This window comes from Enterococcus sp. C53, assembly GCF_040887425.1.
GTDB lineage: Bacteria > Bacillota > Bacilli > Lactobacillales > Enterococcaceae > Enterococcus_B > Enterococcus_B hirae.
In genome coordinates, this window is the sequence record NZ_JBFOFT010000006.1 from 47785 (window position 1) to 70132 (window position 22348).

Below are 22348 nucleotides of genomic sequence, written 5' to 3' on the forward strand. Positions count from 1 at the left end.
TTATAAAATAAAACGACTTAAATCTTCATTTGCTACAATCGAACCTAATTTTTCTTCTACATAAGCTTCCGTAATCGTGATTTCTCCCATTTGCATGTCAGGTGCTTCAAACAATAAGTCTTCTAACAATTTTTCTAAGATCGTGTGCAAACGTCTAGCTCCGATATTGTCTGTATCGCGGTTCACATCATAAGCGATTTGAGCGATTTTCTCAATTGCTTCTTTCGTAAAGATAACTGAAACATTTTCTGTACCAATTAATGCTACGTATTGTTTGATTAGTGCATTGTTTGGTTCAGTCAAGATTTTAATAAAGTCATCTGCAGTTAAATCATCTAATTCTACACGTATTGGAAAACGTCCTTGCAATTCTGGAATCAAATCACTTGGTTTTGATAAATGGAAGGCACCAGAAGCAATAAATAAGACGTGATCCGTTTGGATAACTCCATACTTCGTGTTCACTTGTGAACCTTCAACGATTGGCAGGATATCTCTTTGGACGCCTTCACGTGATACTTCACCAGATTGTTGTGATTTTGAAGTGATTTTATCGATTTCATCAATAAAAATGATCCCGCTTGATTGTGCTAATTGAATGGCTTCACTATGGATGTCAGCATCTTTGACTAGTTTACTTGATTCTTCTTTGATCAACAGTTCAAGTGCATCTTTTACTGCTAACGTGCGCTCAACCTTTTTCTTCGGTGTTAGCGCCCCTAATGTTTCATTTAAATCAATGCCCATCTGTTCCAAACCATTGTTCATCATTGGAGCTGGTTTCTTTTGTTCTTCTATTTCGATTGTTACTTGACGGTTATCAAGTAAACCTTTTTGTAATTGTTCTAGAACCGTTTTCCGATTGACACGGATTTCTTCAGTCACTTCTTCTTGCGGTTCTGCTGTATTTTGTTGCGCAACATTGAACATGTTCATCATTTGTTCAAATTGATTTCCTGTTTGTTTTTGTTCTTTTTTAATTCCAGGAACCAGCACTTTTACTAATCGTTTTTCTGCTCTTTTCTTAGCTTCAGTATATACACGACTATATTGTTCTTTTTCAACGATCTGGATCGCATTTTCTACTAGATCACGAACCATCGACTCCACATCTCGACCAACATAACCTACTTCTGTAAATTTCGTTGCTTCTACTTTCACGAAAGGAGCGTTGACGATTTTTGCCAATCGGCGAGCGATCTCTGTTTTCCCTACCCCTGTTGGTCCGATCATCAGCATATTTTTAGGTGTGATATCTTGTTGCATTTTTTCATCTAATTGTAAACGGCGATAGCGATTGCGCAAAGCGACCGCAACTGATTTTTTAGCTGCTTGTTGTCCAATGATATATTGATCTAATTCATTAACGATTTGTCTTGGTGTTTGTTTTAATTCATACATTCTTCTTCACCTCTATAATTCTTCCACAATAATATTATGATTTGTAAAGATACAAATGTCTGCTGCAATATTCAATGCATTCTCTGCGATTTCTTTGGCACTCATGTCGTTTTGTGCGTAGTTCTTCATTGCTCGAGCAGCAGCTAATGCAAAATTCCCTCCTGAACCAATAGCCAAAATTCCATCATCTGGTGCAATCACTTCCCCAGTACCTGAAACTAATAACATTTCTTTTTCATTCATTACGATCAACATTGCTTCTAGTTTTTGCATGGACTGTTGTGTCCGCCATTCTTGCGCTAATTCCACTGCAGCTCGCTGTAAATTACCATTGTATTCATTTAATTTGCCTTCAAATTTTTCTTCCAATGTAAATGCGTCTGCGACACTTCCAGCAAATCCTACGATGACTTCATCATTATAGATTCGACGGACTTTTCTTGCGCTTCCTTTCATCACCACGGATTCGCCCATTGTAACTTGACCGTCACCTGCCATTGCAAATTTTCCATCTTTTTCAACGGCACAAATCGTCGTTGAATGAAATTGTGATTCTACCATAGTTATTTCCTCCCAATTAAGATTACTGATCCTTTTCTATTACGCTCTTGGATGAAACGAGCGATAATTTTTTTGTAAACTTTCTTTTGTCACGTGAGCATAGATCTGTGTAGTAGATAGATTAGCATGACCCAACAGCTCTTGAACTGTCCGCATATCTGCACCATTATTCAGCAAGTGTGTAGCAAAGGTATGCCGCAGCATATGTGGATGGATCGAACTATCTAAACTACTCTTTTTAATCACTTGATTCAATACATACTCGATCCCTGTTGGCGTAATTGGTTCACCATGATGGTTCACAAAAACATAGTCATGACTCTTGTGGTATTTATCCATCAGCACCTTTCGCCCTTTTTCAAAATACTCTTGTAAGGCATCTTGTGCGAATGAACCAAGTGGTGCATACCGTTCTTTATTCCCTTTACCATGAATCAACATGACTTCGGAGTCGAAATCGATTTCTGCTAGTTTCAAATTACTGCACTCGCTTAATCGAATCCCCGAACCGTAAAGAACTTCTAATAGCGCTTGGTTCCTCAAATCTAAAGGTTTTTCTCCTTTGACACTGTCAAATAATACTTGCATTTCATTCTCATAAAAAAAGCGAGGTAGTTTCAAATTTTTCTTTTTTAGGTGGACATAAGAAAAAGGATTTTCTTTGATCACTTCTTCTTTTAAAAGGTATTGATAAAAAGAGCGCAGACTTGCAATCTTACGACTGATCGAATTTCTGCTATATCTTTCATCAGTTAGGTAACTTAAATACACTCGAACATCTAAGTGATTGATTTTTAATAAATCATCCTCTCCTGATTCTGTAAGAAATCTTTCAAAATTAGTGAGGTCTTCCTCGTATGCTTCTCGTGTTTTTTCAGAGTAACCACGTTCCACGATTAAATAACGCAAAAACTTATCTTTCCACGTTTGTTCTAGCATTTTATCACCTTCCTTTTAATCCCAGAGATAAATTTAGCATAGCAAAATTAAAAAAACAAATAAATTGTCAGAATTTAATCAATATTTCTAAGTTTGTTCACAATTGAAACAATTAATTTGACAAATTTCTTAGATTACGATCTTTTTTTTAATCTGATATTTACTCATTTTTTACCAAAAGAAAAAATCCTTTTGGAACACTGCAAATAAAAGATGCGTTGTATATTTGTTTTATGCCTAGTAAAGAGCCCGGAACACCTTTGTCCCGGGCTCACTTCATGTTACTGAGCTGTTACTTCATCAATTAATTCTTTTTTTATTTGTTCATTTGCCTGAAGTGCTCTTTGAGCAATCGCTTCATAACGTGTTTTTTTGTCACGAATGCGCTCTGGTAATTCAGGGAACAAACCATAATTCGCATTCATTGGTTGGAAATGTTTTCCTTCAGCATGTGTAATATAATACGCCATACTCCCAATCGCTGTTTCTCGTGGAAACTCAATCGGCTCACTTTCTTTAGCTAAACGAGCAGCATTGATCCCTGCAAGCAAACCACTAGCTGCACTTTCAACATAACCTTCCACACCAGTCATTTGTCCTGCAAAGAACAAGTCTTCACGCTTCGTTGATTGATAAGTTGGTTTCAATAATTCTGGTGAATTCATAAAACTGTTGCGGTGCATTACACCATAACGGACAAATTCTGCGTTTTCTAAACCTGGGATCATACGGAAAACCCGTTTTTGTTCTCCCCATTTTAAGTGCGTTTGGAAACCAACGATGTTATACAATGAGGCAGCGGCATTGTCCTGACGTAACTGGATCACCGCATAAGGGCGTTTACCGGTTTTTGGATCTTCTAATCCAACTGGTTTCATTGGACCAAACAGCATTGTTTTAAATCCACGCTGAGCCATCACTTCGATCGGCATACAGCCTTCAAAGTATTTTTCTTTTTCAAATGATTTAAGTTCGGCTACTTCAGCTGTTGTTAAAGCTTCGTGGAATGCTTTAAACTCTTCTTCAGTCATTGGACAGTTTAGATAAGCTGCTTCCCCTTTATCATAGCGTGATTTTAAATAGACTTTATCCATATCGATCGTTGCTTTGTCTACGATCGGTGCTGCTGCATCATAAAAATAGAATCCGTCAGAACCATTGAATGCTTTAATACTTTCAGCTAACGGGTGAGAGGTTAAGGGACCAGTAGCAATGATCGTGATCCCTTCTGGAATTTCAGTGATTTCTTCATTGATGACTGTTACTAGCGGGTGTTCTTTGACTTTACGTGTGATCGTCTCAGAAAAAGAATCCCGATCCACTGCTAAGGCACCGCCAGCTGGAACAGCTGTTTCATCAGCTGAAGTGATCACGACTGAATTTAACCGTCGCATTTCTTCTTTTAATAAACCTACTGCATTTGCTAAACTATTCCCTCTCAAGGAGTTGGAACAGACTAACTCTGCAAAATTACTTGTATGGTGTGCTTCTGTTGATTTCACTGGGCGCATCTCGTATAGACGAACAGGAACACCTGCTTGAGCGACTTGCCAAGCTGCTTCACTTCCAGCTAATCCTGCACCTATTACATTAACAGTTTTCAAATAAAGACCTCTTCTCATTTTATTTTTGAATGTCTTCTTCATAGTCGCCATTGATACATACGACTTGTTTTCCGCCTTTGACTTTCTTTTCAACTAAATACTGGTCACATTTCGGACAATTTCGTCCTACTGGTTTGTCCCAAGAAGTAAAGTCACAGTCTGGAAAACGTGAACACCCGTAAAAGATTCGGTTTTTCTTAGACTTGCGTTCAATCACCTGACCCTCATGACAAACTGGACAAGTCACACCGATCTCTTTAACAATTGGTTTCGTATTTCGACAATCAGGAAAATTACTACATGCATAAAATTTACCATACTTTCCTAATTTTATAACCATCGGATGCCCACAAATATCACAGTCAAATCCAGCCGGTTCATCTTTGATTTGAATTTTTTCGATTTTTTCTTCTGCATTGGTCAATTCTTTTTCAAATGGTTTGTAGAAACGATCCACCACTTCGATCCATGCTTCTTTTCCTTCTTCAATTTTATCCAAATCACCTTCCATTTCAGCGGTAAAATGGATATCGACGATTTGGGGGAAGAAATCACAAATCAAAGAATTGACGATTTCACCCAATTCAGTTGGTTCGAAGCGTTTTTGTGTCAATTTGACATAGTAACGTCGTTGGATCGTATCCAGCGTTGGCGCATAAGTGGAAGGACGTCCCACACCATTTTCTTCCAAAGCACGGATTAAAGTTGCTTCACTGAATCTTGCTGGCGGTTGTGTGAAATGTTGCTTCGGTTCAATGTCCACTGATTGAACAATGTCCCCTTGTGCTAGTTCTGGTAAGATATTTTCTTTATCTTCTTTCCCATCATCTCTGCCTTCAACATAGACTTGCATGAACCCTTTAAATTTAACTTTAGAGCCATTCGCAATAAAAAGTACGCCATTTTGTTCTAAGGTAACTTTCATGGTATCTAATATCGCTGGTGTCATTTGACTAGCAACAAATCGTGACCAGATAAGGGTGTAGAGTTTTAATTGGTCCTTGTCTAAATATTGTTTGATTTCCTCAGGAGTACGTAGGACACTTGTCGGGCGAACTGCTTCATGGGCGTCTTGCGCACCTTGCGCATTTTTGATTTTACGTTGTGCATGACTAGAAAATTCTTTCCCGTAAGTTTCTTCGATGAAGGTAGCCGCTTCTGCTTTCGCAGTCTCAGCGATCCGTGTTGAATCGGTACGCATATATGTGATCAAACCTACAGTCCCTTGCTTACCTAAGGAGATCCCTTCATATAATTGTTGCGCAACCATCATCGTTTTCCGTGTTCTAAAATTCAATTTTCTAGCAGCTTCTTGTTGTAGGCTACTCGTAGTAAATGGGTTTGCTGGATTTCGTTTCCGTTCTTTCTTTTCGACTTTTTGAACGGTGAAATCTGGTCCATCAATACGATCAGTAACTTCTTTTACGGATTGGGCATCAGGCAATTTCTTTTTCTTGCCATCAATTCCCCAAAAGTTTGCTTTAAATTTTTTACGTGTTTTTTTGAAATTACCGTCAATGCTCCAGTATTCTTCTGGAATGAAATCACGGATTTCTTTTTCACGATCAATGATAATTTTTAATGCAATAGACTGTACTCTTCCAGCACTTAATCCTTTTTTGACTTTGCGCCATAGGATTGGACTGATGGAGTAGCCCACCAAGCGGTCTAACGCCCGTCTTGCTTGTTGGGCATCCACTAAATCCACGTCGATCGTTCTTGGTTCCTTGAAAGCTGCTTTTACCGCTTCCTTAGTAATTTCGTTAAAAACCACACGATTTTTTTCTGATAAATCTAAACCTAGTAAATAGGCTAAATGCCAAGCAATTGCTTCCCCTTCTCTATCCGGGTCACTTGCAAGATAAACTTTTTGCGCTTTTTTTGCTGCTGATTTTAAACTTTTGATCACATCGCCTTTTCCGCGAATTGAAATATAATGGGGTTCATAGTTGTTTTCGACATCAATTCCCATTTTACTTTTAGGTAAATCACGTATATGACCGACACTGGCCATTACTTTATAATTACGACCAAGATATTTTTCAATGGTTTTGGCCTTTGCAGGTGATTCCACAATCACTAAATATTTATATGCCATTACTGAATGGACTCCTTTCCATTGACATGTTCCTACTATATTAAGCGGACTCATACAAATCGTAGCTTATCATATCCATTCAGAAAACGTTTGTCAAGAAAATCAAATGAGAAGTTCCTGTTATTCTTTCAACTCGAACAATAAATCTTCACCAGAAATCACACAAACAGCACCATCTTGAATTAGTTGATGGGAGCCAGTTGAGTATTGTGTCAAAATATTTCCAGGTACAGAAAAAACAGTTCGACCGATTTCTAACGCTTGTTGTGCTGTTATAAAAGAACCACTCTTTTGCTTTGCTTCAATGACACAAGTGCCTTGTGACAAAGCAGCAATGATTCGATTTCTCATGGGAAAGCGGTATTGTTTTGGTCCTTCGTATGGTGGATATTCACTAAGTAAAAGATGATTCTTTCCAATTTCTGCTTGAAGAAATTGGTTTTCCTTTGGGTAGGCTTTTTTAATTCCTGTACCGATTACCGCAATCGTCTTTCCAGTATTTTTAATCGCAGCCAAATGTGCGTATGTATCGATTCCTTTGGCACAGCCACTAACGATGACATAGTTAGCATCTATGACCGGAGTTAAAAGTTCATGTACAACTTTTTTTGCCAAGACCGAGGTTTTCCTGCCCCCAACCACACTGAGCATCTTTTGTTTTAGTAGAGAAAGATCACCAGAATAAAATAAAAGAATCGGTGGTGTCGCAAGATGAAAAAGTTGCGGGGGATAGCACGGGTCAAGACAAGTAATGAATGACTGAGCTGTTTTAAATTTCGCAAAATTTTGATTGATTTGCCGCCAACTTTCTTGAAATTTTTCTCGATGACGAACAATTTTTGCGATTTCAATGATTTCATAAGAAGACAACTCGCTTGTTTGAGCTTCCAATAAAGCCTGGACAACCGCCCATTTTCCTTGACTGCTAATTCCTTTCGCATAAGCTAATTTAAGTAAAAATCCTTCAATCTGATCCATGAACGAAAACCGCCTCTCGAAGTTACTTTTAAATAAAATACGCAAGAGACGGTCAAACATCTTAAGATAAATAATTTTTTATCGGTGCAAAAGAGCGTCGATGAATAGGGGTAATTCCTTGTGTTGCTAAGCCTTGTAGATGTTCTTTCGTTCCATAACCAGCATTATGGCCAAAACCATAACCTGGATATAGTTCATCATATTTTTTCATTAAATCATCACGATAAACTTTTGCAATGATACTTGCTGCCGCAATAGAAACTGAACGAGCATCTCCCTTGATCAATTTTTCTTGCTGGATTGGCAAATCCAGTGTCATGGCATCAATTAAGAGATAATTTGGACGTATCGCCAGCTTTTCTACAGCTTGAATCATTGCTAGTTTACTTGCCTCATAAATATTGACCTCATCAATCTTTTTTTCATCAATGATGCCGATACCGATAGCAAGTGCTTTTTGTTGGATTTGGTCATAAAGCAGTTCTCGTTTTTTTTCTGATAATTGTTTCGAGTCATTTAATCCAAGGATCGGTTCGTCTTTAGGTAGGATGACAGCGGCCGCTACTACTGGCCCTGCTAAAGGCCCACGCCCTACTTCATCAATCCCCGCAATCCATTCATATCCTTGTTCATATGCCTGCTTCTCAAATAATGACATTTCCAAATATTTTTCTTGGATCAATGCCGTTTTTTTTACTTGTTTCTCAAAGGATCGAAGCGCTTGTTGTACCCCTTTTCGCTGATCTTGCTTTAGTTCGGCAATGAAGGGATCAGTTAACGACGTCACTGTTTTTAATCGTTCCTTGATACTTTGGATCGATTCACTCATCGCTTGTTTTCCCCATTTCTTCACATCGATCTAACGTGTAGCGCCCAAGTTTTCCTTGACGGATATCGAAGACTACCACTTCACTACCACGATCATAATCATCTTTATAGCCACGCTTTGCAGTAATCGTCATCAATAATTCAGGTGCTAATTGTTGTTCTGCTTCTTCTGGCAACTGATAGCGCTCCGCAATTCTTCCTGGATAGTAACGAGCGAAAAAATCTAAGCCATAGATAGCGAGATCATCTAAATGAACTAACTGGTCTTTAATGGCTCCGGTTAGTGCTAGTTTTTTACCGATCTCTTCATCTTCAAATTTAGGCCATAAGATTCCTGGCGTATCTAATAACTCTAATTCGCTACCTAGGCGCAACCATTGTTGTCCTTTTGTCACACCAGGTTTATTACCTGTTTGCGCAATTTTTTTCCCAACTAAGCGGTTCATCAATGTTGACTTCCCGACATTTGGAATACCTAAAACCATGGCTCTGATTGCTCGTGGTTTGATCCCTCGAGCGGCATCACGTGCTCTTTTTTCTTTCAGTGCTTCTTTGGCTGCTGGAATCAACGCTTTGATCCCTTTACTCTCTTGAGCGGTAATCGCTAATGCTTGATGACCTTGTTGTTGAAAATACGTTTGCCATAACTTCGTTTGTTGGGGGTCTGCTAGATCAGCTTTATTTAATAATACCAACCTTGGCTTTTGTTGGATGATCTGATCAAGCATTGGATTACGTGAAGACAAAGGTAATCGTGCATCGACTAATTCAAAGACGATATCGACATATTTCATTTTCTCAGAAACTTCACGACGGGCTTTTGCCATGTGCCCTGGAAACCATTGGATCGTCATAGAATAAATTCATTCCTTTCATATAAGGATTTCAAACCTTATTCTTACATTATCATATTTAACCTTAGTAAATCTATGCATACAAGTCTACTACCATCAAGTAAGTTGATTAGGCTCATTTTCCTTATATTATTCAAAACAATTATTGGGTAGACTCTTTCAAAAGCAGCTCTGCAACTATCCATACTACCATGAACCTAAGATCAGCGATTATTTTTATGCATTTATCCTGACTTTACAATTTTTTAAAGTGGATACCGCTTTTTATTCATCAGTGGTTCGGCAGAATAATCCTTCTATCATGATACTAAATCTCAACGCCTTAGGGTATTTTTCTTTATCAAACATATTTTGTACTTTTATTACTATTAATAAAAAGAAAATACATCATTATAAATAACAAAAAGGCGCCTGTTCCGTATTTTATCATATTTCCCTACTAATCGCACTCTCATTTTGGCATTTTCCGTTCTCTGGGTTCTTAATTCCTCCATGCTACAAATTGGTGAGATAACACATCCTTTAAGACTTCTTCGTGATCCATTACTCAATATAATTTTAGATATTTTTTCACTTTATTATCGATTCTGAATTTTGGAATCATCAACTATCGATTATCCTTTTTCAGTTAAAAATGAGTGGAAAACTTCCAACTTGCTTTCTAACGTTTAATCGATTGAGTTATTTATTTTTTTATTTAACGCTCTTGCTTGCTTTTTGCTCTCATTTTTTGCGTATAGATAAAAAGCAATGGTGTGTAAGATCAAATTTAAAATAAGATAAATTGCCAAAAGATTAATTGGTGAAATTGCAAAAGGCAGTTTGAATGAAAGCAAATTGAAAATCGCTAAACCCGCAACTGTATTTCCAACAGTCGCAATCAAAATATTACTGACTGGTTTCAGCGTAAGATGATTCCAAAGCACATCATACATCACACCAAAGACTAATGCACAAACTAGACTAACACCCATTACGTGCCAAAGAAAATAAACATGGATCATCTGTTCTTTCGCAAAGAAGCTTGTTATTATAAATATCAACCAGATGCTGCTTAACGAGAACGTTTGAAAAAAATTATGTTTTATCTGTTTACTCATACCCACATCTCCTTAAATTTTTTTACATAGTGACGATTCACAATAAATTTAGAACCATTTTTCATTTCAATTTCAACCCGTGCATTATCCGTAGAACGAAAAGCTTTAATAAAAGATCGATTAACCAGCGTACTAATGTTGATCCGCACAAATCCGTAACTTGTAAATTGCTTCTCAACTATTTTTAACCGTACAGCTAATAGATACCTCTCATTTGATGTAAAAACGACATGACACATCTGTTCTTTTGACTCGATTGAGAAGACATCACTTAATAGCCTGGAAACTTTCTTATTTGTTTTTGCATCAATTACTACGATTGTTTGCTCCGTAGTCAGAATAGCTTCTTTTATTCTCCCCCACGTTTTTTCGCAAGAAGAATGGGTAGTTACCTTCACTGTATCCTGTGCAATGTGATTATCAATTCCAAATTTTATTCTCAAATTTTCTCCTCCTTGCTTTGATACTCTCAGTTTAAGCCGTACGCATACCATATTCAATTCCTTTCCATGAGGTTGCACTTTTTCGCAAGAAGATTGCAAGAGATAGGAAACATTTCAATACTTCCTCCCTATTCAGGTGTACCCTGCTTCTTCAAATGAAGAATGTTCCTGTCTTTAATGATGAACGACATTCGATTGGGTTTAATCGTTTTTTCTAGTATTCTGCCGATAAATATATTCAATGAACGTTTATAAAACTGTAAAGAAGAATTCTTTCAGCACGCATCTTTTGATAACGTTTACATTTTGATAGATGATAGGATAAAAGAAAGGAGAGGTACAAATGAACAGTATGGTTTTTGTTAATTTCCCCGTTGAAGATGTAGACAAGTCTGTTGCTTTTTATGAAAAATTGGGCTTTAAGAAAAATGAAGAATTTTCAACTGACGAAGCAAGCGCTGTGGTTTGGGACGACACATTTTGGATCATGTTACTCTCTCACGGTTTTTACAAAAAATTCTTAAAAGACAAAGAAATCGCAGATAATAAAAAAACAAGTGGCGCCTTGATTTCTTTTAGTGTAGCAAATGCGGATGAAGTTAAAAAGTTTGCGAATACGGCGAAAGAAAATGGCGGAAGCTATCATGAAGTCGATATGGGCATGTCTGAAGAAGAAATGTTTTCACTTGAAGTCCAAGATTTAGATGGAAATACATTAGAGCCTGTCTGGATGAAAATGTAAATTTTTTAAAGCCCTCCATTAGAAAAACAGATGGAAGGCTTTTTTAGATAAATTATCTTGGTCTCCTATGCACTTATTTTGGCTTGTTTGACTAAAATAGTAGTGCTAGTAGATCTTCGTTATTAAAATGAAAGATATAATCTGAAACAGTCATATCATTTAATGCGTTTTTTATTTCTTCATAAATAAATTTTTGACCAAGTAATTGTTGTTCAAGAATACTTACATCTTTTTGTCCAAAAAAATCACCATAAAAACGAATCTCATTGATTCTCCCATGCAGTGTCGACAAACGGACGTCCACAATTCCAACTTTGGGGAGCCTGATTCTGCGTTTCACCGAAAACCTTGGTGTTTCACCATAGACCCAATCATCATTAGCATAACGATTCTGGACGATTTGTTCAATGTTTTGTTCATCTTTCTTCGTCAAATCTACCCTTTTATCTTCAATTTCTTGCAGATCATCGACCTGATAGACTTCACAAATCAGTGCATCTCTAAAGTCAGCGGTTTTTTCAAATTGATATTTTTCTTTTAAAAATGGTTTCAGATTCGTCACACTTTTTTTTACTGATTTCGTTGCTTTAGACTCAATTTTCTCTTTGGAAACCGTCAAAATTTTATCAAGAACGGACAAATCAACATCATACATTAATGTACCATGTGAGTATAACCGATTTTTTTTCGTATACATGGCATTACCAGAAAATTTCATTCCTTCGATATACATATCATTACGTCCACCAACTTCTGCTTTGGTTGCGCCCATTTTTCTTAATGCTGTGATAATAGGCGAGGTAATGGATTCATATTCACCAAATTTCATTGCATTTTTGCTGGTCACAAAGCTAAAGCTTAGATTTCCTAAGTCATCATATACAGCTCCTCCACCTGAGGTTCGCCGAGTGAGTGTCACGTTTTTTTCCCTTAAATACTTGAGATCGATTTCTTCATAACTATTTTGGTTTCGTCCAATAATCACACAAGGTTTTTGAATATATAATAAAAACAAAGGTTCATCACTGTCAAAATTGTTCATAAGATATTCCTCTGTTGCTAGATTTCTCCGAATATCTAAACTTTCCATGATATGATAGCGCACTTTTATCCCTTCTTACTTTTTCTCCTATCATCTCTTTTAGAACATAAAATGGCAAGAAATTAGTTCATTTTATATCTTAATTGTACTATTTTAATCAAGTAAAAAAGCGACCTCCAAAAGTTAGAACAGAAAATCTAACTTTTGGAGGTCGCTTCCCTCTTCACTCTAAAACAAATTAGCGGTGGCATTAGCGCCTTGAAATCATCCTGAATGATCTCTTTTCTTTACCCAATCCATTTTATCTCGTTCAAAGGATAGTAAACAAAGCGAGCCTTACCCAATATTTCGCTTCCTGTAATCATACCAAAGGAGCGACTGTCTTTCGAAACACGTCGATTGTCCCCTAAAACAAAGTAACTGTCGGCTGGCAGCTTTGTCTTATTCGTTAATTCTTCCAGAGTAAAGTCCGTTGTATAAGGACTACTTTCATGATCTGACTTTCTATTTTTCGTTAGAAAAGGTTCTTCGACCACTTTTCCATTCACTTTCAGCTGATCATTCTCATAGCTAATTGTCTCTCCTGGCAACCCGATCACTCGTTTGATATAAATCGTTCCATCAGCCAATTGAAAAACAACTACGTCAAACCGTCTGATTTCAGAAAATTTTTCCATTACAACCATGTCACCTTGTTTCAAGACGTTTTCCATCGAATTACCTTCCACTGGCACTGGAATAAGAAGAAATCCTCTTAAAATAAAAGCGATCAAGATGGAGCAAAGTACATATTTGATTATAAGCCAAAAACGGTCGATATAGCGTTGTTTTTTTGTCAATATCCATCATTCCACTCTCAAGGTTATCGTTCTTTCTCTATTATAGAAAAAAAAACCAAAAAATGCGACTAGATGTTTTCTCTTTGATCTTTTCTAAAAAATGAAGAAAACAAACGCAGAATCAATGGCTGTTTTCTAAATATTTTTCCCACACCTCATCAAATATATCCATAGATGACAAATAATCCACATTCAATTCTAGATAATCGGAAATTTCTTCATAACTCGTACTATGTTTAGGAAACTGGATATCTTTTCCTGCTTCTGTGGCGAAAACAGACTGTTGATCTGCTTGTTTACCGCCACGAAGAGTCATTAAATAATGATAGAAGCTTTGATTCACATTCTTTCCTCCCAGTTTTCTTTGACGAAAGCCGCTCTTCTTGCATGGTTTCGCTCAAAATTTTCAGGATTTTTTTTATAATAATCTTGATGCTCTGGCTCAGCCAAATAAAATGGTTGTGCTTTTTCAATCGTGGTCACGATCGGTTTTGTAAACCGACCACTAGCCGCTAATCGATTTTTACTTTCTTCCGCGATTCTCTTCTGTTCATTTGTCGTAAAGTAAATAACCGGCCGATAATTCTCGCCACGATCTTCAAATTGTCCAAATGCATCCGTTGGATCGGTTTGCTGCCAATAAATTTCCACTAATTCTTGATATGATATTTTCTCTGGATCATAGATGATCTCTACCGCTTCTGTATGACCAGTCGTTTTAGATTTGACTTGTTCATAGGTTGGAGATGGCACATGTCCACCTGTATAGCCAGACATGATCGTATGAATCCCTGGTAGCGTATCAAAGGGCTGAATCATACACCAAAAGCATCCTCCAGCAAAAATTGCTCTTTCCATCCTTCTCTCTCCCGTCGATGACCCACTGTTTACTTCGTTACACTCGTGTCGGTGGTATCAGTATTCTTTGTCGTTTTATTGCTCGTTGTCTTTTCCCCAGTTTCTTTAGGTAGATATAGACTAAAACGAATGTCATCATTCACTAAATCAATTTTATCTGCTTTGATGTACATACCATTTTGCATACGGAAGCGATCTAAACGTAGCATGATCGTCAAATCATCCGTATTGATTTCAATCCAATCAGGCAACTTATAATTTCGCTTGATCATATTCATGATATCTTTGATCGGTAAACTCAATGTGCCGATCGAAAGACTTTTCGCTTTTAATTGGACATTTCCATTTTCCATCACATATGGATCAAAGTACAGATAAAAGTTGATTGGAAATCCTAATACTTCAAACGTACCATTCAACATCGCTTCATTTTCAAGATAAAATTTATATTGAATACCTTGGTCTTTTTGATAATCTGTCAAGAAAAAACTGATCATTTGATTGACCTTTTCTTTATTGGTGTTGATGGTCAAGACTGGATCTCCTTGTCTTTGGGTGATCGCTGGTACCTTAGCAAAATCCGGTTCTCGATTCGCAAAAATCCGAGTGCCTAAAAAGATGCTTGATCCAAGAACAACCCCTAAAAGGATCAAAAAAGCCCATTTCCAATAATTTTTCTTTTGAATTTCAGTATTCGTTTGTGTCGAAACCTTTTTTGAGCGTTTTTCCATTATTTCTGATCCTCCCTTGGCAACCATTGGTCTTGCGTTTCAATTAATTCATCTCGTACAGCATTTGCCATCAATTGATAGCCTAAGTTATTAGGATGAAAATGATCTTCTTCATACAATATATTATTTTTGCTATTTGACGTACTTTCGCTAGTACTTGACTGATTCGTTCCTTCTTCAGTTACGCCAACTTTTTGGTTTAACCCTTGATATAGCAAATCATTGATTGGGATAAAATAGCAGTTGTCCGCATTTTTGACAACAGACTCAGTCCCAGCATTCCAGTTGTTCACAATCGTCTGCATGTCTTTAATCTCAGGGAAATTCAAATAGAATGGATTATAAATACCTAAGATGTAAACCGGTGCGTGACCATTTAACTTCCTAATTTCTTCTATCAGTTGTTCAACATTTTTCTGATACTTTTGTAATGGTCGCTTAAATGATTGGATACTGATCCCAAATAGATCGTTTTGAATCACTTTCATTAAGTCATTTCCGCCCACTGTCAAAGTGATAAAGTCAGCTGATTTAATGTTTGTTTGAATCTCTGAATTTTTCTTGAGCCGTTTTAAAATTTGATCGCTCCGTTCACCGTTTACCCCATAGTTTTCAATTTCAACAGCAGTCAGATCATAGCGATCTTTTAAATCGTTGGCTACTAATGGAACAAAACCACCTTGTTTCGTTTGATCTCCTATTCCTTCAGTTAACGAATCGCCGATAGCTACATAATGGATTTTTTCTTTTTGATCCGTCTTTTGACTAACTGTCGCTGCTGGTTTTAATAGCGGTTTAGCTTTTGGAATCGATAAAGATAGTCCTAAATATACAAATATAGCGATAAGTAATGGGAACAAAACGAGCAATAGTTGTCGTTTTGTTAATTTCATATCATTCACCTCATATTATTCGATTGTTTCTTATGTTATCAAAAATTAAAATAAAAAGGTAGTGTTTCTGAAAAAAATAAGAATTATTATAAAGAAAAAAAGGATAAAATCAATGGCTAACTGACCAATGATTTATCCTCTTGATTTAGTCAACGTAATACATGATTGCAAAGGCGTTTTTCCCCGTATGTGTTGCAATAACTGGATTCGTGTGTAGAACAGGAATCGTCATATCAGGAAATAATTCTTGTAGTCCTTCTTTAAATTCTTGAGCAAGCTCTTGAGCATCTGCATGAGAGATCCCAATTTGACGAACATTTGGTAGCTCTTTTAATTCTTTCTTCAAATTATTGAACCATTTGTCAAAGGTTTTCTTTCCTCGACCCTTAGCAACTGGGATCAACTCTCCATGAGTGAAATTCATCACAGCACGTATGTTCAATACACTTGACAATAAACCAGTTGCTCGGCTAATGCGCCCACCTTTGACTAAGTTATCTAATGTAGAGATCCCAATATATAATTTTGTATTTTCTTGTACTTTTTTGATTTCTTCAAGAATCTCATCAGCACTTTTTCCTGCTTGTGCAAGTTCAGCAGCGCGGATTACTTGGAAGGACAGCCCCTGATCGGTTGTATCACTATCGATGACAGTCACTTTCGTTTTAGTCAGATTGCTTGCCTGACGGGCCGCTTCAACCGTTCCACTCAATCCTTTAGTCATATGGATCGAGATAACTTCACTGCCATCTTCGCCAAGTTGATCATAGGTTGAAATAAATTCACCGATTGGCGGTTGACTCGTTTTTGGTAATGATTTAGCCTGAGCCATCATATCCATGAATTTTTCTCCACCTAATTGATCGTCATCAGGATAGACCACGCCATCGATCATGATAGCTAGTGGCATCACCTGGATATTTAAGTTATCTCGCACACTTTTTTCCATTGTACAAGAAGAATCTGTTACGATTTTTACATTTGTCATACTATCTCACTCTTCCTTTAACAAGATGCCTTTTGGTTTACAACAAGTACTAATAAAGGCAATTTCTTTTTTAAGTATAACAGACAACAGACGTTTTTTCATTAAATACCTCTACGAACGATTCCGTTTTCATCCAAAGATGTGGTATTGATCCTTTCAACTTTATTAAAAAAGATATTTCCCAAAATGTGCTAAACAAGCTTTCAGGAAATACCTTTTTTCATTGGTTATTTATTTTCTTTTTCGTTGATATGTTTCAAATTGATGGGCATAAGGATTTTTTTCGTCCATCTCCCCTTGGCTGATATTGATTAATGACCATTGATCCCAATCAACTTCTGGAAAATAAGTATCCCCTATAAAAGAATGATGGATGACTGTACGATACAGCACCGAACAAAAAGGAAGAAATTCTTTATAAATAGCTGATCCTCCCGCAACGAACAAAATGCCATCGTTTTCCTTTGCATAGTCCAATACTTCTTCAATCTCGTGCATAACCATGACATTGTCAGCTTGGTAATCACGATCTCTTGTCATCACGATTGTTTGACGGTTAGGCAACGGACGACTTCCCATACCTTCAAATGTTTTTCTTCCCATAACTAAAGTGTTTGCTTCAGTCATTTGTTTAAAAAACTTCAGATCATTGGGTAATCGCCAAGGCAGTTGGTCTTCTTTACCGATCAACCCATTTTCATCTTGTGCCCAGATAGCAGCTAACATTTCATCATCCTTTCTGTGTTCATACTGCGATTGGCGCTTTGATTGCTGGATGAGGTTCATAGCCTTCAACCTTGATATCATCCATTTCAAAGTCAAACACAGATTTTTTTTCTGTATTTAAAACTAATTTAGGAAACGCACGCATTTCTCTTGAAAGTTGTTCTTTCATTTGTTCCACATGATTTGAATAGAGATGAGCATCACCTAAAGTATGGATAAATTCACCAACTTCTAATCCAGTTTCATGCGCAATCAGATGGGTTAACAAAGCATAACTGGCAATATTGAAAGGCACACCTAGAAATACATCACCACTCCGTTGATACAATTGACAACTTAAACGACCATCATGAACATAAAATTGAAACATCGTGTGGCAAGGCGGTAACGCCATACTAGGAACATCTTCTGGATTCCAAGCAGACACGATCAAACGTCTTGAATCAGGTGTTTTTTTGATTGCTTCGACCACTTCCTTGATTTGATCGATAAACCCACCATCTTTCGTTTCCCAATGGCGCCACTGGTACCCATAGATGTGACCTAAATCGCCATATTTTTCAGCAAATGCGTCATCAGTTAAAATTCTTTCACAAAATAGCTGACTTTGTTCTTGATATTGTTTATTAAACTCAGGATCAGAGATGCTTCGATGGCCAAAATCAGTCATATCTGGCCCATGGTATTCATCACTTTTGATATATCGTTCAAATGCCCATTCATCCCAGATATGATTGTTATTTTGTAAAAGATAACGGATATTCGTATCCCCTTTTAAAAACCATAACAATTCACTCTTAATCAACCCAAAAGGAACCCGTTTCGTTGTTAATAATGGAAATCCTTTTTGTAGGTCGAACCGCATTTGATAGCCAAAAATGCTGCGTGTACCGGTGCCTGTTCGGTCGCCTTTTTCATGTCCTTCTTCTAGTAGTTTCCTGCCTAAATCAAGATATGCTTGCTCCATTTTATTCCTCCTAGTCTTCTACCCATTCGCTTAAGTATTCCCAACGAGCCATTTTCTCATCTAATTTGCTTTCTGCTTGTGAAACGTTTGCTTGTAATTCTTGTAAACGAGTAAAGTTATCTCCTTGATGATTCATTTCTTCTTGTAGCTCTGAAATCTGTTCTTCTAATTCAGCAATTTCATCTTCGATCGTTTCCCATTCTTTTTGCTCCAAATAAGAAAGTTTCTTTTTTGTTTCCTTTTTACCGTCAGCAGCCGGCTTCGTTGGTTCATTCATTTTTTCTTTACCTAAAGGCGCTACATCTTTTTGTGTCAATAAATAACTCGACATATCCCCATAATATAATTTTTGCTTAGCATTTCCTTGAAAAACTAATAATTTTTCTGCTACTTTGTCTAAGAAATAACGGTCATGTGATACAGTAATCACGGCACCTGGGAAACTCTTGAAATAATCTTCTAAAATGGTCAGTGTGGCGATATCTAAATCATTCGTTGGTTCATCCAAGAGTAAAACATTAGGTTGTTGGATCAGCAATTTCAATAGATATAGTCGACGTTTTTCGCCACCAGATAATTTTTTGATCAATGTACCATGCATAAATCGAGGAAATAAAAATCTTTCCAATAATTCAGCCACACCAATTTGCATACCTTCTGCCGTTTGAGCTTCTTCAGCTGCTTCTTGCAAATAAGCAATCATGCGTTTTTCGGGATTCATCTCTTCATTTTCTTGTGTATAGTAGGCGATACGAACAGTCTCACCAACCGTAAACGTACCATTATCTAAAGGAATACGTCCCGCTAAAATATTCAGTAAGGTTGATTTACCGGCACCATTTTTCCCAGTGATCCCTAAACGTTCTCGTGATTGAATCAACAAATCTAAATGGTTGATCAGCAATTTCCCTTCAATAGCATATGTTCCATCTTTGATCTCTAATACTTTTTTTCCTAAACGTTTCGTTGCGATATTCAATTCGAGGTCTGCTTCATGATTGACTTGATACAAGTTTTCTTTAAGATCCTCAAAACGATTGATGCGTGCTTGTTGCTTCGTTCCGCGTGCTTGAACTCCAGCTCTCATCCAGGCTAATTCTTGTTTGTACAGGCGCTTTCGTTTTTCTTCTTGTTCCACTTCCACACGATCTCTTTCAGCTTTTTCTAAAATATAAGCTTCATAATTCCCTCGATACTCGTGTAGTTGTCCAAATGATAGTTCAAAAATGCGATTCGTCACTCGATCCAAGAAATAACGATCATGGGTGACCATTAATAACGATCCACGATACTGTTTTAAGTAATTTTCTAACCATTCAATCGCTTCATAATCCAAGTGGTTCGTGGGTTCATCTAATAATAATAAATCAGGCTCATCGATTAGGACTTGTGCTAAACTTACACGTTTTTTTTGTCCACCTGATAGTGCGCCAATCTTTTTATCTAATTCACTGATGCCTAATTTTTGTAAGATAATCTTAGCATTTGTATCTGTGGTCCAAGCATCTTCTTTGTTCATTTGTTCTTCTGCCTTGGCATAACGTCTCTGAACGCTCTCGTCCTCGCCATTCTCAGCTAATACAAGCAAAGCTTCCTCATATTCTCTCACGGTACGGATTAATGGACTATTTCCTTGAAAAACCGCTTGAAGTACAGTCAATTCATCAGAAAATTCGGTTGTCTGTGACAAATATCCAATTCGATAATCATTCGGATAAAAAACTGTTGGTCGATCTCCATCCCCACTGTCGATACCTGCTAAAATATTTAATAAACTTGTTTTTCCAGTTCCATTAGTTCCAATCAAACCGATTCGGTCTTTTTCGTGGATCAAAAAAGAAATCTGGTTAAATAGTTCTTTTTCACCATACGTTTTATTGAGGTCAGTTACTTTTAATTCTTTCAATCCATTCCCTCCTCATCTTGGTTATTGTATCATAAAATAATTTAATTACGGATATTTTTCTATTGTCATCTTAGACAAAATAAAGGGAGAAAATAAGATAGTGTTGATTTTTTCATTAGAGTGGGATAATAGTTAGAAAAAATCTGATTATTGCCTCATTTTTTTAAGGTACACAAAAAGCACACAACCTTGTATGATTAAAGTGCCTAAACAAAAATCAAAGGAGTGTGCTTTTTTTGTATCTATAAAATAAAAAAAATTTTATGTTTTGACTATCTATAACGTTCCTATTATAAAAAATAATTAGAAAGATGTTAATTATTCGATTATAGCTACTGCTCTAACCCAACCAGCACTAGCATTTTTAATTTTTATCGGATAACAACTGATTTTAAACCCCGTGGAAGGTAATTGATCAAGACTGGTTAATTTTTCAAGCTGACAATAAGATTTCTCGATTCCTGCAAAATGCCCTTCCCAAATAAGTGAAGGGTCTCCGGTCTTATCAAATTCTTTTGCAATGAATGGTAAAGGTCTGTCCCATGACCAAGCATCGGTACCTACCACTTTTATTCCTTGTTCGAGTAGCCATAAAGTTGCTTCTCTTCCTACACCGCACCCACTGATTAAGTAATTTGATGTTCCCCAATATTGATCCGCTCCAGTCCGAATTAAAACAATGTCCTTTTCTTTTAATCGATAGTCCATCGCATCTAAAGCTTCTTTAAAATCCTCGATTTCTAATCGATATCCGTCTGGTTTGTTTGAAAAATCAAATACAACACCATTACCGTAACACCAATCAAGAGGAATTTGCTCAATTGTCCAAGCTGGCTTACCTTTATCCATTGTTGGATGGTAGTGATAAGGAGCATCTAAATGAGTACCTGAATGCGTAGTCAAGTGAATTTTTTCGATCGCCCATGCTAAACCAGCAGGCAAGTGTTCTTTTTTTGCTGTTCCAAAGAAACGAAGCATATCGTTGACGCTTTGTTCATGATCAATATATGAAATTTTAGGTATCATTTCCTCTGGATCACTGGGCAAATCATTTTCTAGAGTGATACTTAAGTCAACTAATTTCAATGTCTAACAACTCCTTGAATGATTATCTAAGTTTTAATATTAACTAAAAAAATTTTTCTATTTTACTTTTTTTGATGATTTTTGAATTTATTTTTTATAGTGATAGTCTGATGGACAATCAATGAATTATGTCATTAAATTAAGAATAGACGTTATGAACGATGCTTTTATTAGTTTATAACGATTAGAAAGGTGAAGAAAATCTTGAAAAATAACTGTCATTTATCCTATTGATTTTATAATGTGGAAGTCCAACATAGTATACTTTACTTGATTTTTTGAGACTAGAAGAAATATCTTCTTTACATTAATAGAAAAATATATTACAATTTTTTTCGAATATCGGAGGATCCTAAGGGATTGGATAAGATTACTCTTATCCAATCCCTTTTTTGTTTTCTGATATCTAATTTTTCTTAAGGAGGTACGAAATGGAGAAGAACTGGTTTTACGTTATCTTCGGAGGTTTTTTAGAAATTTTTTGGGTACTTTGTTTAAAAAAATCAGAGAATTTCCATCATTTTTTCTATTCCATTTTGACGATTTTGCTCGTTGTTATTAGCTTTTATTTATTTGCTAAAGGTATGGAAAGCTTACCTACTGGAGCAGCATATACAGTGTTTACTGGAATAGGTGCAGTTGGAACAATCATTTTTGGTATTTTATTTCTAAATGAAAGTGTATCTGTGCAAAAAATATTGTTTTCTGCATTATTAGTTATAGGAATTTTGGGTCTAAAAATCACAACAAAGGAGGAATAATCT

The 22348-nt window shown here is 36.5% G+C and carries 23 protein-coding genes; 2 read left to right on the plus strand and 21 right to left on the minus strand.

The features are described from left to right. From hslU to AB3I42_RS08915, 10 genes are all read right to left on the minus strand, one after another. A complete protein-coding gene (gene hslU / locus AB3I42_RS08870) occupies positions 1–1401 on the minus strand; it encodes an ATP-dependent protease ATPase subunit HslU (protein WP_010719460.1) in 1401 nt (466 codons plus the stop codon). Between the two features lie 12 nt (positions 1402–1413). Further along, the gene (gene hslV / locus AB3I42_RS08875) at positions 1414–1962 is read right to left on the minus strand and encodes an ATP-dependent protease subunit HslV (protein WP_010719461.1); all 549 of its coding nucleotides are present in this window, start codon (positions 1960–1962) and stop codon (positions 1414–1416) included. A 39-nt stretch (positions 1963–2001) separates the two neighbouring features. Continuing rightward, positions 2002–2901 carry a tyrosine recombinase XerC gene (gene xerC, locus AB3I42_RS08880; protein ID WP_010737380.1) on the minus strand — a complete coding sequence of 300 codons (900 nt, stop codon included), beginning with the start codon at positions 2899–2901 and terminating at the stop codon, positions 2002–2004. A 281-nt stretch (positions 2902–3182) separates the two neighbouring features. Continuing rightward, on the minus strand, positions 3183–4556 hold the full coding sequence (gene trmFO, locus AB3I42_RS08885) for an FADH(2)-oxidizing methylenetetrahydrofolate--tRNA-(uracil(54)-C(5))-methyltransferase TrmFO (protein ID WP_051092533.1): 1374 nt from the start codon (positions 4554–4556) through the stop codon (positions 3183–3185). After that, positions 4525–6603, minus strand: coding sequence for a type I DNA topoisomerase (gene topA / locus AB3I42_RS08890; RefSeq protein ID WP_010719464.1), 2079 nt, complete (start codon positions 6601–6603; stop codon positions 4525–4527). Before topA ends, trmFO begins: the two co-directional genes overlap by 32 nt. A 120-nt stretch (positions 6604–6723) precedes the next feature. Further along, positions 6724–7581, minus strand: a complete 858-nt coding sequence (dprA, locus tag AB3I42_RS08895) for a DNA-processing protein DprA (RefSeq protein WP_368022444.1) — start codon at positions 7579–7581, stop codon at positions 6724–6726. Positions 7582–7642: 61 nt separating this feature from the next. After that, positions 7643–8410, minus strand: coding sequence for a ribonuclease HII (locus AB3I42_RS08900; RefSeq protein WP_010737378.1), 768 nt, complete (start codon positions 8408–8410; stop codon positions 7643–7645). Continuing rightward, on the minus strand, positions 8403–9263 hold the full coding sequence (gene ylqF / locus AB3I42_RS08905) for a ribosome biogenesis GTPase YlqF (protein WP_010719467.1): 861 nt from the start codon (positions 9261–9263) through the stop codon (positions 8403–8405). Before ylqF ends, AB3I42_RS08900 begins: the two co-directional genes overlap by 8 nt. 668 nt (positions 9264–9931) lie before the next feature. Further along, a complete protein-coding gene (locus tag AB3I42_RS08910) occupies positions 9932–10363 on the minus strand; it encodes a hypothetical protein (protein ID WP_368022445.1) in 432 nt (143 codons plus the stop codon). Then, positions 10360–10806, minus strand: coding sequence for a LytTR family DNA-binding domain-containing protein (locus tag AB3I42_RS08915; RefSeq protein ID WP_131773181.1), 447 nt, complete (start codon positions 10804–10806; stop codon positions 10360–10362). Before AB3I42_RS08915 ends, AB3I42_RS08910 begins: the two co-directional genes overlap by 4 nt. 343 nt (positions 10807–11149) lie before the next feature. On the opposite strand from AB3I42_RS08915, the gene AB3I42_RS08920 reads away from it, so the two are divergent. After that, the gene (locus AB3I42_RS08920) at positions 11150–11548 is read left to right on the plus strand and encodes a VOC family protein (protein ID WP_010737374.1); all 399 of its coding nucleotides are present in this window, start codon (positions 11150–11152) and stop codon (positions 11546–11548) included. Positions 11549–11639: 91 nt separating this feature from the next. On the opposite strand, the gene AB3I42_RS08925 is transcribed toward AB3I42_RS08920, so the two are convergent. From AB3I42_RS08925 to AB3I42_RS08975, 11 genes are all read right to left on the minus strand, one after another. After that, the gene (locus AB3I42_RS08925) at positions 11640–12653 is read right to left on the minus strand and encodes a lipoate--protein ligase (protein WP_010737373.1); all 1014 of its coding nucleotides are present in this window, start codon (positions 12651–12653) and stop codon (positions 11640–11642) included. A 224-nt stretch (positions 12654–12877) separates the two neighbouring features. After that, the gene (lepB, locus tag AB3I42_RS08930) at positions 12878–13429 is read right to left on the minus strand and encodes a signal peptidase I (protein ID WP_034700293.1); all 552 of its coding nucleotides are present in this window, start codon (positions 13427–13429) and stop codon (positions 12878–12880) included. Positions 13430–13550: 121 nt separating this feature from the next. Continuing rightward, positions 13551–13772 carry a YozE family protein gene (locus AB3I42_RS08935; RefSeq protein ID WP_010719473.1) on the minus strand — a complete coding sequence of 74 codons (222 nt, stop codon included), beginning with the start codon at positions 13770–13772 and terminating at the stop codon, positions 13551–13553. Next, positions 13769–14287, minus strand: a complete 519-nt coding sequence (gene msrA, locus AB3I42_RS08940) for a peptide-methionine (S)-S-oxide reductase MsrA (RefSeq protein WP_010737371.1) — start codon at positions 14285–14287, stop codon at positions 13769–13771. Before msrA ends, AB3I42_RS08935 begins: the two co-directional genes overlap by 4 nt. Positions 14288–14316: 29 nt before the next feature. Then, the gene (locus AB3I42_RS08945; RefSeq protein ID WP_010737370.1) at positions 14317–15018 is read right to left on the minus strand and encodes a YpmS family protein; all 702 of its coding nucleotides are present in this window, start codon (positions 15016–15018) and stop codon (positions 14317–14319) included. Further along, positions 15018–15911: an SGNH/GDSL hydrolase family protein gene (locus tag AB3I42_RS08950; RefSeq protein WP_368022446.1), complete on the minus strand. Its 894-nt coding sequence runs from the start codon at positions 15909–15911 to the stop codon at positions 15018–15020. The genes AB3I42_RS08945 and AB3I42_RS08950 overlap by 1 nt, the downstream gene beginning before the upstream one ends. Before the next feature lie 145 nt (positions 15912–16056). Then, positions 16057–16899, minus strand: a complete 843-nt coding sequence (locus AB3I42_RS08955) for a DegV family protein (RefSeq protein WP_010719545.1) — start codon at positions 16897–16899, stop codon at positions 16057–16059. A gap of 231 nt (positions 16900–17130) precedes the next feature. Beyond that, positions 17131–17625, minus strand: a complete 495-nt coding sequence (locus AB3I42_RS08960; protein ID WP_010737369.1) for a dihydrofolate reductase — start codon at positions 17623–17625, stop codon at positions 17131–17133. Positions 17626–17644: 19 nt separating this feature from the next. Then, on the minus strand, positions 17645–18592 hold the full coding sequence (locus AB3I42_RS08965; protein WP_034700291.1) for a thymidylate synthase: 948 nt from the start codon (positions 18590–18592) through the stop codon (positions 17645–17647). A gap of 10 nt (positions 18593–18602) precedes the next feature. After that, positions 18603–20498 (minus strand): ABC-F family ATP-binding cassette domain-containing protein, encoded by a 1896-nt coding sequence (locus tag AB3I42_RS08970; protein ID WP_010737367.1) that lies wholly within the window; start codon positions 20496–20498, stop codon positions 18603–18605. Positions 20499–20816: 318 nt separating this feature from the next. After that, positions 20817–21584: a cyclase family protein gene (locus tag AB3I42_RS08975; RefSeq protein ID WP_181914570.1), complete on the minus strand. Its 768-nt coding sequence runs from the start codon at positions 21582–21584 to the stop codon at positions 20817–20819. Positions 21585–22015: 431 nt separating this feature from the next. Here AB3I42_RS08975 and AB3I42_RS08980 point away from each other — a divergent pair, with 431 nt between their 5' ends. After that, a complete protein-coding gene (locus tag AB3I42_RS08980) occupies positions 22016–22345 on the plus strand; it encodes a multidrug efflux SMR transporter (protein WP_010737365.1) in 330 nt (109 codons plus the stop codon). Positions 22346–22348 lie beyond the last annotated feature (3 nt).

Coding starts and splice junctions, on each gene's coding strand:
- hslU (WP_010719460.1), bottom strand. CDS start 1,401: ATGTATGAATTAAAACAAACACCAAGACAAATCGTTAATGAATTAGAT.
- hslV (WP_010719461.1), bottom strand. CDS start 1,962: ATGGTAGAATCACAATTTCATTCAACGACGATTTGTGCCGTTGAAAAA.
- xerC (WP_010737380.1), bottom strand. CDS start 2,901: ATGCTAGAACAAACGTGGAAAGATAAGTTTTTGCGTTATTTAATCGTG.
- trmFO (WP_051092533.1), bottom strand. CDS start 4,556: ATGGCGACTATGAAGAAGACATTCAAAAATAAAATGAGAAGAGGTCTT.
- topA (WP_010719464.1), bottom strand. CDS start 6,603: ATGGCATATAAATATTTAGTGATTGTGGAATCACCTGCAAAGGCCAAA.
- dprA (WP_368022444.1), bottom strand. CDS start 7,581: ATGGATCAGATTGAAGGATTTTTACTTAAATTAGCTTATGCGAAAGGA.
- AB3I42_RS08900 (WP_010737378.1), bottom strand. CDS start 8,410: ATGAGTGAATCGATCCAAAGTATCAAGGAACGATTAAAAACAGTGACG.
- ylqF (WP_010719467.1), bottom strand. CDS start 9,263: ATGACGATCCAATGGTTTCCAGGGCACATGGCAAAAGCCCGTCGTGAA.
- AB3I42_RS08910 (WP_368022445.1), bottom strand. CDS start 10,363: ATGAGTAAACAGATAAAACATAATTTTTTTCAAACGTTCTCGTTAAGC.
- AB3I42_RS08920 (WP_010737374.1), top strand. CDS start 11,150: ATGAACAGTATGGTTTTTGTTAATTTCCCCGTTGAAGATGTAGACAAG.
- msrA (WP_010737371.1), bottom strand. CDS start 14,287: ATGGAAAGAGCAATTTTTGCTGGAGGATGCTTTTGGTGTATGATTCAG.
- AB3I42_RS08945 (WP_010737370.1), bottom strand. CDS start 15,018: ATGGAAAAACGCTCAAAAAAGGTTTCGACACAAACGAATACTGAAATT.
- AB3I42_RS08950 (WP_368022446.1), bottom strand. CDS start 15,911: ATGAAATTAACAAAACGACAACTATTGCTCGTTTTGTTCCCATTACTT.
- AB3I42_RS08955 (WP_010719545.1), bottom strand. CDS start 16,899: ATGACAAATGTAAAAATCGTAACAGATTCTTCTTGTACAATGGAAAAA.
- AB3I42_RS08960 (WP_010737369.1), bottom strand. CDS start 17,625: ATGTTAGCTGCTATCTGGGCACAAGATGAAAATGGGTTGATCGGTAAA.
- AB3I42_RS08965 (WP_034700291.1), bottom strand. CDS start 18,592: ATGGAGCAAGCATATCTTGATTTAGGCAGGAAACTACTAGAAGAAGGA.
- AB3I42_RS08980 (WP_010737365.1), top strand. CDS start 22,016: ATGGAGAAGAACTGGTTTTACGTTATCTTCGGAGGTTTTTTAGAAATT.